This is a genomic window from Streptococcus equinus (assembly GCF_049393805.1).
Lineage (GTDB): Bacteria > Bacillota > Bacilli > Lactobacillales > Streptococcaceae > Streptococcus > Streptococcus equinus.
In genome coordinates this window covers 1537910-1553585 of sequence record NZ_CP185763.1, presented here as the reverse complement: position 1 = coordinate 1553585, position 15676 = coordinate 1537910, and the positions used below count along the sequence as shown (strand labels likewise).

General features: G+C 36.6%; 14 protein-coding genes and 1 riboswitch. Of the genes, 4 read left to right on the top strand and 10 right to left on the bottom strand.

Going from position 1 to position 15676, the window contains the following annotated elements; all coding sequences use genetic code 11:
- Positions 1–7: 7 nt before the first annotated feature.
- Together ACN0NP_RS07795 and ACN0NP_RS07790 are read left to right on the top strand one after the other, a co-directional pair.
- On the top strand, positions 8–769 hold the full coding sequence (locus ACN0NP_RS07795; RefSeq protein ID WP_287181464.1) for a tRNA1(Val) (adenine(37)-N6)-methyltransferase: 762 nt from the start codon (positions 8–10) through the stop codon (positions 767–769).
- On the top strand, positions 744–1019 hold the full coding sequence (locus ACN0NP_RS07790) for a GIY-YIG nuclease family protein (RefSeq protein ID WP_024344272.1): 276 nt from the start codon (positions 744–746) through the stop codon (positions 1017–1019). The genes ACN0NP_RS07795 and ACN0NP_RS07790 overlap by 26 nt, the downstream gene beginning before the upstream one ends.
- A 13-nt stretch (positions 1020–1032) precedes the next feature.
- Here the strand turns inward: ACN0NP_RS07790 and ACN0NP_RS07785 are convergent, their stop codons facing one another.
- Genes ACN0NP_RS07785 through ACN0NP_RS07775 form a run of 3 tightly spaced genes read right to left on the bottom strand, consistent with a single transcriptional unit; the run spans position 1033 to position 4028 of the window.
- Positions 1033–1923: an ROK family protein gene (locus ACN0NP_RS07785; RefSeq protein ID WP_423217096.1), complete on the bottom strand. Its 891-nt coding sequence runs from the start codon at positions 1921–1923 to the stop codon at positions 1033–1035.
- A gap of 9 nt (positions 1924–1932) precedes the next feature.
- Positions 1933–2799 (bottom strand): helix-turn-helix domain-containing protein, encoded by an 867-nt coding sequence (locus tag ACN0NP_RS07780; RefSeq protein ID WP_423217095.1) that lies wholly within the window; start codon positions 2797–2799, stop codon positions 1933–1935.
- Positions 2800–2828: 29 nt separating this feature from the next.
- Complete coding sequence (locus tag ACN0NP_RS07775) at positions 2829–4028, bottom strand: MFS transporter (protein ID WP_423217094.1); 1200 nt, start codon at positions 4026–4028, stop codon at positions 2829–2831.
- Between the two features lie 260 nt (positions 4029–4288).
- Between ACN0NP_RS07775 and ACN0NP_RS07770 the strand changes: the two genes are divergently transcribed.
- Entirely contained in the window at positions 4289–5179 is an 891-nt protein-coding gene (locus ACN0NP_RS07770) for an alpha/beta hydrolase (RefSeq protein WP_423217093.1), read from the top strand.
- A gap of 76 nt (positions 5180–5255) precedes the next feature.
- Here the strand turns inward: ACN0NP_RS07770 and ACN0NP_RS07765 are convergent, their stop codons facing one another.
- The 4 genes from ACN0NP_RS07765 to ACN0NP_RS07750 form a co-directional block, all read right to left on the bottom strand.
- A complete protein-coding gene (locus ACN0NP_RS07765; protein ID WP_423217092.1) occupies positions 5256–6830 on the bottom strand; it encodes a DEAD/DEAH box helicase in 1575 nt (524 codons plus the stop codon).
- 354 nt (positions 6831–7184) lie between these two features.
- Entirely contained in the window at positions 7185–8729 is a 1545-nt protein-coding gene (locus tag ACN0NP_RS07760) for a peptide chain release factor 3 (RefSeq protein WP_024344266.1), read from the bottom strand.
- Positions 8730–8877: 148 nt separating this feature from the next.
- Entirely contained in the window at positions 8878–10026 is a 1149-nt protein-coding gene (locus tag ACN0NP_RS07755) for a polymerase (RefSeq protein ID WP_423217091.1), read from the bottom strand.
- Between the two features lie 11 nt (positions 10027–10037).
- Positions 10038–11402, bottom strand: coding sequence for a UDP-N-acetylmuramoyl-tripeptide--D-alanyl-D-alanine ligase (locus ACN0NP_RS07750; RefSeq protein WP_423217090.1), 1365 nt, complete (start codon positions 11400–11402; stop codon positions 10038–10040).
- Between the two features lie 114 nt (positions 11403–11516).
- Positions 11517–11607: riboswitch (THF riboswitch) on the top strand.
- A gap of 41 nt (positions 11608–11648) precedes the next feature.
- Here ACN0NP_RS07750 and ACN0NP_RS07745 point away from each other — a divergent pair.
- Positions 11649–12206, top strand: coding sequence for a folate family ECF transporter S component (locus tag ACN0NP_RS07745; protein ID WP_024344263.1), 558 nt, complete (start codon positions 11649–11651; stop codon positions 12204–12206).
- Between the two features lie 79 nt (positions 12207–12285).
- On the opposite strand, the gene ACN0NP_RS07740 is transcribed toward ACN0NP_RS07745, so the two are convergent.
- The 3 genes from ACN0NP_RS07740 to recR all read right to left on the bottom strand — a co-directional run bounded on the left by ACN0NP_RS07740 (position 12286) and on the right by recR (position 15660).
- Positions 12286–13332 (bottom strand): D-alanine--D-alanine ligase, encoded by a 1047-nt coding sequence (locus ACN0NP_RS07740; protein WP_423217089.1) that lies wholly within the window; start codon positions 13330–13332, stop codon positions 12286–12288.
- A gap of 267 nt (positions 13333–13599) precedes the next feature.
- A complete protein-coding gene (locus ACN0NP_RS07735; RefSeq protein WP_423217088.1) occupies positions 13600–14946 on the bottom strand; it encodes a DUF3329 domain-containing protein in 1347 nt (448 codons plus the stop codon).
- Positions 14947–15063: 117 nt separating this feature from the next.
- The gene (recR, locus tag ACN0NP_RS07730; protein WP_021141898.1) at positions 15064–15660 is read right to left on the bottom strand and encodes a recombination mediator RecR; all 597 of its coding nucleotides are present in this window, start codon (positions 15658–15660) and stop codon (positions 15064–15066) included.
- Positions 15661–15676: the final 16 nt, after the last annotated feature.

The following is a 15676-nucleotide window of genomic DNA, read 5'->3' as shown; positions in this document are numbered from 1 at the left end:
AATTGTCATGACTAAATCAATTTTAAAAGAAGGCGAGCGTATTGATCAGCTCTTTTCGACAGACGTAAAAATTATTCAAAATAGAGAAGTATTCAGTTATTCTATCGATAGCGTGCTTTTGTCACGATTTCCAAAAATCCCATCACGCGGCTTAATCGTTGACCTTTGTTCTGGTAACGGTGCCGTTGGACTTTTTGCCAGTACTCGTACCAAAGCGCCTATCATTGAGGTAGAGATTCAAGAGCGTTTAGCAGACATGGCAGAGCGTTCAATCCAGTTAAATGACCTCGGTAAACAAGTTCAGATGATTAACGATGACTTGAAAAATCTTCTTAATCATGTGCCACGAACTGGTGTTGATTTGATTCTGTGCAACCCGCCGTATTTCAAAGTTTCAGAGACATCAAAGAAGAATCTCTCTGAACATTACTTGCTTGCAAGGCATGAAATCACAACCAACCTTGAAGAAATTTGTGACATTGCACGCCATGCTCTCAAATCAAATGGACGTCTAGCACTCGTACACCGCCCTGATAGATTTTTAGACATCATTGACACACTACGTCAATACAATCTGGCTCCAAAACGCATTCAATTTGTTTACCCAAAAGTTGGAAAAGATGCCAACTTACTCCTCGTTGAAGCTATAAAAGATGGCTCAACTGACGGACTTAAAATTCTTCCGCCACTCTTTGTTCACAAAGAAAACGGCGACTACACTGACGAAATTTTTGAAATTTATTATGGAAAAAACGGCAAAAAAGACTAAAAAAGCTTACATGTATGTGGTTGAGTGTTCAGATGGCACTCTTTACACTGGTTATACAACAGATGTCGAGCATCGTATAAAGACTCATAATAGCGGCAAAGGTGCCAAGTACACTCGAGCTAGACGACCAGTAAAGCTCATTTATCAAGAAAGTTTTGATAGCAAAGAAGCCGCCATGTCTGCCGAAAGTTATTTCAAACAGAAAACACGAAAACAAAAATTAGAGTATATAAAAGAACACACTTTATAAAAAGTGTGCTTTTTTATGAATGTAATAATTGGTAAAGAGCCCCAAGAAGATTGGCGTCATTTTTAAAGGTTGTCGGCACAATTTTAGGACGTGTCAAAACGTGTTTAGTCACTTCGTCCTCATCTAAAAGTAAATCATACTGACGATTAATTTCATCAACAAGAATTGGTTGGGAACTGATACCACCTCCAATTGCAAAACATTCTAAATCCAACGTCGTGTGGACATTCAAGATAATCTGAGCAATTGTTCGACAGTAACTTTCAAAAATCACCCGAGCCTTCGGATGATTGTCATTGATAGCAGAGAAAGCTTTCTTGCCGTCTTTTTCATCAGGATTCCCAATTGCTTTGTTAACAGCAGAAACCATTCTGACTGCCGAGCCCAAGCAACCACTAGTACGCTCAAAGCCTTTGTTTGTGAGATTTAGTGCCAAAAAACTCAACTCGCCAGCTTGAAAATGTGAACCATTTCGGAGTTTGCCATCTAAAATCAAACCGCCACCAACACCAGTTCCTAGAACAATAACTGCACCATCTCTGATTCCTTTTAGACTGCCATGCCACACTTCGGCAAGAGCTGCTGCTTTTGCATCATTAACAACTGCTACAGGCAAGTCGTACTTTTCAAAGAACACGTCTTTGATATGAATATCTTTCAGATAAGGTAAAGCACCGCCGATATAAATAATTCCTTTTTCGGTATCGACACGACCAGGGACACTAAAGGCTATGCCACTGATAGTAGACTTATAAGATTCAATAATTTCATCAATCTTTTGCCAAAACTCTTGGCCGTTGTCAGGTGTGTGCGTAGAATTCTTTTCTATTATGTCTCTTTTATCAGTAATCAATGCGTATTTTATGCGTGTTCCACCAACATCAAAGCTCAAAAATGTAGCCATTTTCTCTCCTCAACTATTTGTATTATTTCGAATTTGTCTAGCATTTTGCCCAAAACTTGCTTCCAAAGCGCGATTCATCGACCTTAAGCCACTAAATCCATGCTCTAAAGCAATACTTGTAAAACTATCATTCGTTTCTATCAAACTATCACGCGCCCGCTGAGCACGAATATTTCTCAAATATTCTCCTAAAGTGACTCCAAGATGTTTTTTTAAAAATCGAGCCATATAAGAACGTGAAAGATGGCAATATGCTGCCAAATCTTCCAAATGGATATCGTCTTGGTAATGCTGCTGCAAATATTCGTCAATCTCTTTAGTGCGCTCAGCAACTTGCAGTCGATTATCCCTACGAGTCGCAGAAAAATCCTCCACCAAGAAAAAGTCGATTAATATTTCTAAGGCTTTTAAAATTCCAAGATTTAATTTTAAATTTTTATCAGACCTGTCAGAATGACAATCTAAAACTATTTTTTCTAGAATCTCTTGAAGTTCCTTATACGCCCTTTTTTGTTCTGCTGAAAATTGTTCTGGATGATTAATATCAAAACGACTATAAGCAATTTTTTCACACTGCCCAATCAAAAAAGGATAAGGATAAGTTATTGTCAGAGCCAAATTAGACTCTTCCTTGTGCTTTAAAACACGGATACTATGAGCCTCTTGCGTGTTAATCACTAAAATCTGACCAGAATGCGTTTGAAAATTTTCACCTGCAACATAAAACTGGTCAATCGAACCTTTTAAGGTATAACTCAGCTCAACTGCCCTATGCCAATGTGGCGAAATATAAGTTGAATCCTGATTATCATGAACGATTAAAAAAGAAAGTAGTCCTTGGTTGGGATTGATAACTTCATGCTGACTTTGTTCCAAAAAATACCTCCTGATAAAAGAATTCACTCTCAGATTTTTTCTTCTTTGACATTACTAACGTGAAGTTTATGCACTCTCACGTAATGAGCGACAGCATAAATTGTAATAAATGCAAAACCAATTGCTGAAATCAGCAAAGTATTGCTTGCTGCTGTGCCTAAAAAACTTGAAAGAAGTCCCATAATACTTGGTGACAAGAAACAACCAACATTTACCATGACAAGAACAATTGTTGTTGCCAAGTTAACAGAATTTTGAGGAGCTGCCCAACCAAGCCAATTATACATATATGGTACCGCAAATCCAAAACCAATACCACTAATAACCATAGACAGAAGCAAAACAACGAGATTATGAGAAATCGCTGTCAAAAAGAATCCTAAAGTCACTAGCAAAAAGCCAATTGGAAAAATTTTATCTCGCAATTTCTTAAAGAAATATCCAAATGATGCCCCAATTGGAATTCCGACTAAAGTTGAAAAACCTGCGACCATGGCTGCTGTCGAACTTGTCCCGATACCATTTTCGATAATCATGTTTGGCAATTTATAGCTCATTGGCAAATAAAACATGAAAATAAAGAACATCAAAACGGCTATAAGAATTACCTTACCATTAACAGATTGTTTTTGAGTGCTATCATTTTGTACTGCTTGCCCACTTTCTTTTTTCAATGGTACAAACAAAGTGAACAGAATCAAAGCTGGAATAACAAGGAAATAAATCACAAAAGCAGCATGCCAACTAATTGTGACTAGGTATCCTACCAAGAAAGAAGAAATTGCTGCACCAATACTACTCATAACATTTTGAAAACCAAGCATGGTTGCGCGCTCTTCTTCATTGTCATCGTAAAATTGAGGAATCAAACTAACTGCCAAAGAATTAAACAAACCAATCCCTGCCCCAAGTAAAAAACGTGAAATCAAAATCGGCGTAAAAGCTGTTGCGTACATTGGAAAAGTTCCAGCTAGTAAAGTAATTACCAAACCTGCCAAAACTGTCGATTTTTGCCCTAAAATGCGAATCAAAAATGGGCTGATAAACAAACCAACCATGATTCCAAAATTCGGAACGGTCGCCAAAGTTTCAACACCGCTCTGGCTAACTCCCGGAAACGCATTATACATTAGTGGCAAAGCCGCTGAAATCTGCGGTGCTATCATCAAAAAGAGAGAAATAGAAAGCAAAGATATTTTAAAAGATAATCGATCTTTCACTGGTTTCATAGCAAAATCCTCCTAAAGTACAAATCTTCCTTATTCAAGAGCCTTGCAAGCGCTATTAAATGATTTACAGTTTTATTATAGTCGCTTAAAGCTTTTGTTAAAATAGCAATAGTTACCATAAAAAGGCGCTCAGTAACCTTTTTAAACACATTCATTTAATAATTAGGTCACTAGGCGCCTATTTTTAGATAAGATAGTACTAGATTTTCCACCTTTTTTAACTTAAAATCAAATTATAAAAATAGAAACGAGGCCTCAAAATGGTAGTTAAAGAAAATATTTTAAAAGCTGCTAAAGCTATGAATGCTATGTGCAAAGAAAACGATGACAAACGTGACGCAGGCTTGCCACATGATATTCCTGAAGTGGAACGTTTTGATGATATTGCTTATGGTCCAAAGGAAAAATGGAACTTGTTGGATGTCTACCTTCCTAGAAAAAGAGGTGAAAAAGTTCCAACCATTATCAGTATCCACGGTGGAGGTTGGGTTTATGGAATAAAAGAAACCTACCAATTCTTTGGACTCAGTTTAGCTAAAAACGGATTTGCTTTTGTTAACTTTAACTATCAGCTAGCTCCCGAAGTTGAATTTCCTGGTGAACTCGATGATGTCAACCGTGCCATGCACTGGGTAGCAAAACACGGCAGTGAGTATCATTTGGATTTAGATAATATTTTTATCATTGGAGATAGCGCTGGTGGACAGATGGCTATGCAATACTTAACAATCCTTACAAATGATGACTTCCGTCAAAAATTTGGATATGAAAAGCCTAACTTTATCGTTCGAGCTGCTGCAATCAATTGTGGCGCAGCTTTCCTTAATCTTCCAGGTATGATTGAAGGAGCACCGCAAGCTTACTTTACAGACAATGTGTTAGAAACTAAAAAGGATATGCTTGAAACAGAAGAATATATCACACAAGATATTCCACCGCTTCTGCTCACAACAGCAAACCAAGATTTCATTCGTGATTGTACTGTTCGACTAGATGGTTTCTTAACTGCTAAGCGCATCAATCATGTTTTTCGTAGTTATGGTACACCCGAAGAACCTAAAGCTCATGTCTTTAACTACAATGTCAAAGACCCTGTAGCAACAAAATGTAACTTAGAAATTTTAGACTTCTTCAAGCAATATCTTGCTTAATATCAACCGCTTCTGCTGATTTGCAGAAGCTTTTTTCATACAAAAAACACCCTGCTTAAGCAGAGTGTCTCAGTTATTATCTTTCACCTTTATTTCGGATAACAAATCCAGGTTTCTTTTCACTTGATGTGCGGTGTGGGCGTTTGTTATCTTTATTTTGAAAATCACGTTTGTTCTTAGATGATGTACGTTTGAAATCGCGGTAGCCGTTATCACGGTCATCACGTTTATGGTCACGTCCACCACGACGATTATCACGACCACGACCGTTATTGCGTCCACCTTTACGGTTGTTAAATCCACCACCTGAAGGTTTAAATGGTAATGGTTTTTCACGCGCAATTTCAACTTTTGGAAGAGTTTCAGGGTCTTTCACTGTTAAGCTCAAAATGTAAAGAGCTAACTCTTCTGGTGTGAATTCTGCTGCCAATTTAACCGCATCACCTTTGAATTTATCAAAGCTATTACGGATTTTTTCATCAGAAAAATCACGTTCAATTTTCTTAAGAGCAACTTTTTTCTTAGCTTTAAAGGCTTCGTCAGCTGTAGCTGGTTTCAAACCTTTCATGCGTTTTTTCGTCAATTTTTCGATAATTGACAAGTAACCCATTTCGTTTGGTGCTACAAAAGTGATAGATTGACCATGTTTACCTGCACGTCCAGTACGTCCAATACGGTGAACATAGCTTTCTGGGTCTTGTGGAATATCGTAGTTATAAACGTGTGTCACACCTGAAATATCAAGTCCACGAGCTGCAACGTCAGTCGCAACCAAGATGTCGATATTATCGTTTTTAAAATCACGAAGGACACGAAGACGTTTACCTTGGTCAAGGTCACCGTGAATTCCTTCAGCACGGTAGCCACGCAATTTCAAACCACGTGTCAATTCATCGACACGACGTTTTGTACGTCCAAAGACAATTGACAATTCTGGTTGGTCAACGTCCATAAGACGAGTCATAGTATCAAATTTATCTTGTTCTTTAACACGGATATAGTACTGATCAACAAGGTCAGTTGTTAATTCTTTAGCAGCCACTTTAACGTGTTCAGGATTTTGCATGAATTTAACCCCGATACGTTTGATTGCTTCTGGCATTGTAGCTGAGAAAAGAAGCGTCTGACGTGTTTCTGGTACACGGCTGATAATAGCTTCAATATCTTCTAAGAATCCCATGTTAAGCATTTCATCTGCTTCATCAAGAATCAATGTTTCAACATGTTCAAGTTTCAAAGCTTTACGTTTAATCAAATCAAGCAAACGTCCTGGTGTACCAACAACGATATGTGCACCTGAGCGAAGGGCTTTAATTTGTTTTTCAATGCTTGAACCGCCGTAAACTGAACGGACTTTAACTCCTTTTTCACGACCAAAACGGAACAATTCTTCTTGACCTTGAACCGCTAATTCACGTGTTGGCGCAATCACCAAAGCTTGAACAAGATTGCGACTTGTATCGATTTTATCTAAAGTTGGAAGACCAAAAGCTGCTGTCTTCCCAGTACCAGTTTGCGCTTGTCCGATAACATCCTTACCTTCCAATGCCAAAGGGATTGTCAACTCTTGGATTGGTGATGGCTCAACAAAGCCTGCTTTTTCAACAGCAGCAAGGATTGCTTCCGATAAGTTAAGTTCTGTAAATTTCAAATTTTTCTCTTTTCTAAAAGGCAGTGCGAAGCTGCCTTATTAAACTTTAATTTCGTTGTTTAACAACTTTTCTAGTGTAACATATTCTAGAACAAAAAGATAGGAAACAGGTCCATTTAAATCATTAACACGCTTTCATAAATCTAACAATTTTAAATTTTCTGTAAAAAATGTTTTTGACAGTTTTTGAAAGAATTTTAAGGTTTCTTTAAGGATTGATAGATACAATATAAACATCCTAAAACTTTTCTTTTTCATAATCTCAAGAAAACAGTTCTGATTCGTCAGGGCTGTTTTTTTATGTCAAATCTTAACTAGAAAAAAGCCTGAGCTAGACTCAGACTTTTTTATTTATTACATTTTTTCTTCTAGTTCAACTTCAGGGTATTTATCTGCGAACCAACGAAGAGCAAAATCATTTTCGAAAAGGAAAACAGGTTGATCAAAGCGGTCTTTAGCCAAAATATTTCGGCTTGATGACATGCGTTCGTCAAGATCTTCTGGTTTAATCCAACGAACAGTCTTTTTACCCATTGGAGTCATGATAACTTCAGAATTGTATTCATTTTCCATACGGTGTTTGAACACTTCAAACTGCAACTGACCAACAGCACCAAGCATGTAATCACCAGTTTGATAGTTCTTGTACAATTGGATTGCTCCTTCTTGCACCAATTGTTCGATACCTTTGTGGAATGATTTTTGTTTCATGACGTTTTTAGCAGCAACTTTCATGAACAATTCTGGTGTGAAGGTTGGTAGTGGTTCAAATTCAAATTTATTTTTACCAACTGTCAATGTATCACCTACTTGGTAAGTTCCTGTATCGTAAACACCGATAATATCACCAGCAACGGCATTTTCAACATTTTCACGTGATTCTGCCATAAACTGTGTCACGTTTGACAATTTAACTGATTTTTTCGTACGAGCAAGATTCACGCTCATACCACGTTCAAATTCACCTGAGACGATACGCACAAAGGCAATACGGTCACGGTGACGAGGGTCCATGTTAGCTTGGATTTTGAAAACAAATCCTGAGAAATCTTTATCATAAGGATCGATTTCATTACCTTCAGTTGTTTTGTGACCATGAGGTTCTGGTGCAAATTGCAAGAATGTATCAAGGAAAGTTTGCACACCAAAGTTTGTAAGGGCAGAACCGAAGAAAACTGGTGTCAAATCACCTGATAAAATAGCTTCTTCTGAGAATTCATTTCCTGCTTCTTCTAGCAACTCAACATCTTCCAAGACTTGTTGGTAGAATGGGTTGTTAGCAAATAATTTGTCACCATCTTCAAGCGCTGCAAAACGTTCATCACCTTTGTAAAGTTCCAAACGTTTGTTGTACAAATCATAAAGCCCTTCAAATGATTTCCCCATACCAATTGGCCAGTTCATTGGATAACTTGCGATACCAAGCACTTCTTCCAATTCTTCCAAAAGATCAAGTGGTTCACGACCATCACGGTCAAGTTTGTTGATGAAAGTGAAAACTGGAATATTGCGGTGTTTTACAACTTCGAAAAGTTTTTTCGTTTGTGCTTCGATACCTTTGGCAGAGTCAACAACCATGACTGCGGCATCGACGGCCATAAGTGTACGGTAAGTATCTTCAGAGAAGTCCTCGTGCCCTGGCGTATCAAGGATATTAACACGTTTACCAGCGTAGTCAAATTGCATCACTGATGATGTTACAGAGATACCACGTTGTTTTTCGATATCCATCCAGTCAGATTTCGCGAAGTTACCTGTTTTTTTACCTTTAACAGTACCAGCTTCACGGATTTCTCCACCAAAATAAAGTAATTGTTCTGTAATTGTCGTTTTACCAGCATCCGGGTGACTGATGATGGCAAATGTACGACGTTTTTTAATGTCATCTTGAATTGTCATTTTATTTCCTTATCACTTTTAGTAAATTCTTAAATTACGATATCACAGTTTTAATTAGTGGCTACATTGGTCCACTCCTTTTTGCAATAGAAAAATAGAGTCATGGGACTCCATAACTCTATTATTATAACGAAAATTAGCCGCTATTTCAATATTTGTCCTCTAGCTTATCCTCAGAAAGCGCAAAATAATTTAGCAATAAGATGCTACAAATTTGAACAGTTGCACCATAATGTTCCATCGTATTGATAAAGAACGTTAACAAGAAAAGTAAGCTATGGAAAAGCGTGAATTTTTTACCCTTTAACTGAACCAATAAAAAGATTGGATACAAACAAAACAGTATAATACCTTGACGCAAAAGTGAATCGACATAGAAACTATCATCGTACATTGGAATACCATTAATTTCTGTAAAAGTTGGAATATTTCTTGGCATCCAATTCAAACCGAATTGTTCCAAATACGCATGCCCAATTCCTGTTCGTCCGGTAAATAAGTGATTTAATGTAACAAAGATAGGATTATCTGGCGTAAAATATCGTGGCAAAGCAAGACCAAGCGCAAACATTCCTACCACAAATGGCATAATAGCATAACCTGAAACCTTGACATTTGATAAAATCGGCTTCAAGAAATAGCACAAAATAATTGCTAAAGCAATAAAGAATGAGGTTCTTGAATCAGTGACTGCAAAAACAAGCAAGGCCGCTAGCAACATGACTAATCCACCCGTAAAGTTATATGATTTCTTAATCAATGAAAAATCAAAAACTAAACCAATGAAAAACATGCCCAGAGAATTTGGATGCATAAAGCCATAAGAATGTCTTACAATATCTGTATGAGGTCTTATTCCAGAAACATCCTGAATAACATGCCCATTATAAGCAAACAATACCAAGATACCTACAACCATCTTGAAATAAAATAGCGCTTTGATTAACTTATCGTCATCTCTATCAACACTTACGGACAGTAAAAAGAAGAGAATCATATTCAAATCATCTACTGCCGTGTCGAGATAGTCTGATGTTGGCAATAAAATCAGAAAAGCAAGTGCAAAAATTCCAGCTAAAATTTTCTCAATTGAAAAGCCTGTTCGACGTAGATTCCATAAATAAATTGCAAAACCACCGATAATTGACACGCTAGACAAAAACAAGAAAAACGGTTGTGGAAACGGATAACGTTTTAAAAACCACGCTAGAAATAAGATACAATATTCGATGAAGTACAGCACTCGATAAGCGAGAAGCCACTCTTCATTTTTTTCCCTAAATACTTTCTTTACCATCTCCTACTATCCTATTTCTCCAATGCTTCGACTACTTTAGCAAGATGCATTGAATTACTTCCTTTTAGTAAGATTTGGTCAGCCGGTTGCAAAACTGTTTGAACCGTTTTTAGCATGTCGTCAAATTGGTCTTCGTCAGCTGTTTTCTTGAAGTAATAAACTTTTCCAAGTGGGAACATTTGACTAGCTAGTTGAGCAAGCTCTGCAATATCTTCTCCGTAGAAAATGAGCGTATCAAGTACATCTGGTGACAAGCTCATAATCATACGCTTATGAAGTTCAACAGATTGTTCACCAAGTTCTTTCATATCAGCAAGTACAGCAATTTTTTTACCACCTTCATTAGCAGGAATTTTAGAAAATGTTTCTAAAATCAAACGCATAGCTGTCGGGTTGGCATTGTACACATCTGAAAGAATGTCAGCTCCATTTGCTGCTTTTTTCCATTCCGTACGGTTACGAGTCAATTCGATATTTTCAAGAGCCTCAACGATATCATCGTCAGAAATCGCTAGTAATTTACCAACATAGGCTGCTACCATTGCATTTGTAGCGTTGTATTTTCCTGGTACAGGAAGTGTAATTGGTCGATTGATGACATTTGTTGTAAAAGTCAAAGAATCCTTTCTTTCTTGCAAGTCATTCACAGAAATCTCTGCACCATCACCAAATCGAATAACCATTTGACCTTCTGGCAAGTAAGGATCTACAATTGAATCTGCCGGTGCAATCAAAATACCATCTGAATCCATACCATCAACGATTTGAAGTTTACCTTTTGCAATCTTATCACGACTACCGAAAAACTCTAAGTGAGCTTCACCAATCAATGTCACAACACCGATATGTGGTTTAGCAAGTTCTGATAGAAGATGAATATCGCCCATGTGATCTTGTCCCATTTCAAGGACAATCTTCTCAGTATCGTCAGGCATGTGAAGAGCTGTGTAAGGCAAACCAATCTCATTGTTATAGTTTCCTTGAGTCTTGTAAGTTTTGTATTCTGTTGATAAAACAGCCGCAATCATATCTTTTGTTGTTGTTTTACCGTTTGAACCAGTAACTGCGATGACATCAACACGTTGTTTTTCAAGATAATAGCTTGCTAACTCTTGGAAAGCCTGCAAACAATCATCAACTAAAATATAAGGATGACCTTCTACTTTGCGTTCTGAGAAAGTAGCAACAGCACCATTTTCAAAAGCTGTTTCAATAAAGTCATGTCCATCACGCGCACCCTTTAGAGGTAAGAACAAATCGCCTTTTTCAATCTTGCGACTGTCAAACTCAATTTGTCGCAGGGGAACGTCATCAAACTCCGAAATAGTATTTTTAGCGCCAACAACTTTGGCGACTTCATGCAATGTTAATTTCATTTTCAATCCTTTTTAATTTTTTAAAAAATCTAGTGTTAACGCTTTTTATTATACCACATTTTGTTAATCATGCAGCGATTTTTATGATACAATGTAACTGCAAAGCTTGTTTTGCACAGAGTAGATGATTCGCGTTAAGTGTGTGTGAATGGGATGTCGTCACACAACGAAGCTATTTGCGCGGTGAATCGTTGCATCCGCTGTTATTTTTTAACAGCTCCAGTTTTATGTTTAAAAGGAGCAATCATGAAAAACATTTTTCAAACACCTAAACCTACCCCTAAGCGTTTAGTCAGCTTAGCTATGCTGATTGCGCTTGCTTTCATTGTTGGAAAATTTTCAATTCCAATCATTCCACAACAATTAGTGGTTAGTTTGACATTTATCGTCAATACCATTATCGGAATGATTGCAGGTCCTATTTGGGGATTTATCAGTTTGGCAATTCTTGATGTCGTTGATAATCTCTCAAGTGGCGAAGGAAACTTCATCATTTGGTGGACATTGATGGAAGCTGTACAGGGATTTTTCTATGGATTTTTCTTTTATGGTAGAGAATTACGCTGGTCAAGCAAAAAAGATTGGCTTCATGTCACAATCGCGACACTTATAACCATGCTAATTGGAACCTTTATTTTTACACCACTGCTCATTCAGATTTATTTTGGTGTTCCATTTTGGGCACAATATGTCGCTGGACGTTGGTTAAAAATCTTTGAAATTCCACTTCGTATTATCATTACAATGCTTGTTGTTCCGAGACTGCAGCGCATCCCAGAACTACGCAAGCTTGCAAATCTATAAACAAAAAATCTCAGAGAGTTATCCCATCTCTGAGGTTATTTTTGTACAGTAAAAAAGCACCTCAAGGGTGCTTTCTTTTTTAAATCAAATGACTTTCACGTTTTTCAAACATTTCTTTAGCAAGCTCAACTAGTTTTTCAACTAGATCTGTGTAAGCAAGCCCCATGTTTTCCCAAAGAAGTGGATACATTGACCATTGTGTGAAACCAGGCATTGTATTCAATTCGTTGAGGTAAACATGTCCATCTTCTGTCAAAAAGAAATCACAACGTGACAAACCACAGCCACCAATAGCACGGAAAGCTGTTTCAGCGTAGCCACGCATTTCTTCCATAATTTTGCTATCAATATGCGCTGGAATATCCATAGTAATTTTGTTATCGATGTATTTAGCGTCGTAATCGTAGAAAGCAACGTCTTTAACAACTTCACCTGGAAGAGTTGTTTTCACGTCAGTATTTCCTAAAATACCAACTTCGATTTCACGGGCATTGACACCAGTTTCAATAAGAATACGGCTATCATATTTAAGGGCAAAGTCAATTGCAGAGCGAAGTGCTGCATCATCTTCAGCTTTTGAGATACCTACTGAAGAACCCATGTTAGCTGGTTTAACAAAGACTGGGTAAGTTAATTTGTCATTTACTTCTGCTACAGCTGCATCAAGATCTGAACCTTCAACATATGTCACGTAAGGAACAAGTGGCACACCAGCAGATTCAAGAACGTGTTTTGTAGCAATCTTATCCATTGCAACACTTGATGACAAAATGTTAGTTCCAACATAAGGCATTTTAAGAACTTCTAAGAAACCTTGAACAGAACCATCTTCTCCCATTGGACCGTGAAGAACAGGGAAAACAACTGCTCCTTCTTCATAAATATCACTCGGTTTAATTTTTTGACTTTCAACAACAGTGTCGTTAGTCATCAATTTTTCATCGTCAGCAGGTTTGCTTGAAAATTCTTGTGTTTTGATAAAATCACCAGATTTTGTGATGAAATAAGTTTTCACAAAAAATTTGTCATAATTAATCGCATGCATGACGCTTTCAGCTGATAAAACAGATACTTCACGTTCTGCAGAACGTCCACCATAAAGTAAAACAAGCGTTTCTTTTGCCATAAACTTTAACTACCTGAACAGAAAACATACCAAGCTTGACCAACGCTCAATACATTTCTCATCAAACCGAGCAACTCCACCAAATAAGCTAAAACTCGGTTCAAGTTCAATTCCTTTTCTATTACAATTTCCTACTTATGATACCACAAATAAAGCCACCTTTCAAATCACCTTAAGTGTTTTGATGATAGAAAATTTGACAAACAAAAAAGCAGCAAATCGCTGCTTTCTAAACCTTAATTATTGACCAATATATACTCTGAATCATCAATATCCAGTAATAGTCTTTTTCTCAAAATAAACTGCCATCCATCTATTGAACCAATCATTTGGATCTGTTTTTACATTGGACGTTAATTGATAAGCATTATAATCTGTTTTAGGAGTACTTAACAAGGGCAGCATTACATCACTATTTTGGGACGCACCATATAATATACTATACTGATTGGATACTTCCTTAAATGATTTTGTTAAATCATTATTCACACTCAAGTAACTTTGAACAAATAGAATCGTCAAAAGTAGTGAAATAACAAATACAGATTTCCTAATTCTCTGATTTAAGATATTTATTAAGCTAAATAAAACAATTCCAATAAATAATACCGCACCAAAAAATGTTCTTTTTGGGGTTTCTGGAGATAAGACTAATGCAAAAGTCGATGCAAAATGCCCAATAACTAATATACTTAATAAGCTGACAGTTTCTATAGAGAGCTGTACTTTTTTAATAACTAATATAATAAGTAAAATAATTATTAAAATATAAATTAACCAATAATTCTGAATTAAGCTATCTAAAATTAGTCTAAAATTATTTTTTAAGACATCAAAATTCAGTGCCATTCCACCACGTTTCTGTGACCCCGGAGATTTTATCATCAATAAGAATCCTAATCCACCAGTAAATAAGCTTCCTAATCCAAATATTGTTCCTTTACTTTTATAAGGATAGTGAATAATCAAGTACAGAAATGCCATTAATAAAATTGCCGGCGATGAATTTTCATTGCACGCTCCAGCTAAAAATCCCAAAATCATAATTCCAATTCCTTTTAAATTGGAAATTTCTCTATTAGCTATTGATATAATACATTTAAAGTAAGTGAGATAAATAACACTAGTCCATAAATAATTTCCTGAACCAGAAACCCATAGAACAGATTTCCCTATTTCTGGAAGATAAAACCATAAAAATATAAATAACAATAGGTAGGAAACTGGAGTGATTTTAACAACTTCTTTTACTTTACTGATAGAAAGCAAGAGGAACATCAGTGTTAAATAAGCCAATGTATTAAAAACATCAAAGTATACTTTTTTAAATTGTAAAAAGAATTGCACTATTGAGTGCGCTACAAAACGACCATTCCACAATTGCCAATGATTAATTTGAGATTTCACAATTGAAAACAACCCGTTAATACGCTTAGGATGAGCGGTTGGCAAATACCCCTGATAAACAAAATGATATGTATAATCATCCGATGTAAATAATGTCAGACGATTTAAGTGGAAAATTAGTAATGCAAAAATAGCACTAAGCCCTAAAAACCAAAAATATCGATTTCTTTTAGAATTCAACTTTGGCTGACTATCACCATTATTCAAAATCGCTAGCCCAATACCTTTCTAATAAAAGCTTCTCACGTTTTTTATTATAGCACATTCATTCAAACTTGAAACTAACTATTATCAAAAAAAGCAGCAAATCGCTGCTTTCTTAGTTTACAATTCTGTTCGGTTTTCGATGGCACGAAGTAGGGTAACTTCATCGGCGTATTCAATATCAGACCCAACAGCTAGCCCACGTGCTAAGCGTGTCACTTTAATACCTGCTGGTTTTAAGACACGCGAAATATACATAGCTGTTGCTTCGCCGTCTGCTGTTGCATTAGTTGCAATGATGACTTCGCTCACTTCACTGTCCATCAAACGTGTGATTAATGATTTCAAATTAATATCATCAGGTCCAACGCCGTTCATCGGTGAAATCAATCCATGTAAAACGTGGTAAAGCCCATGATATTCTTGAATTTTTTCCATGGCAGAAACATCTTTTGAATCTTCAACGACCAAAATCACTGAACGTTTTCGTGTTTTATCAGTACAAATACTGCAAGGGTCGTCATCAGTTAGATTGCCACAGACAGAACAATAAGTCAATTCACGCTTAGCTGATAACAAATTTTTAGCAAATTCATTCACATCTTCATCAGACATTCCAATAGTATAGAAAGCTAAGCGAGTTGCCGTTTTAATCCCGATTCCAGGTAGTTTTGTAAAACTATCAATTAATTTTGCAATAGGTGCTGGATAAAGCATAACTTCTCCTTTCGAT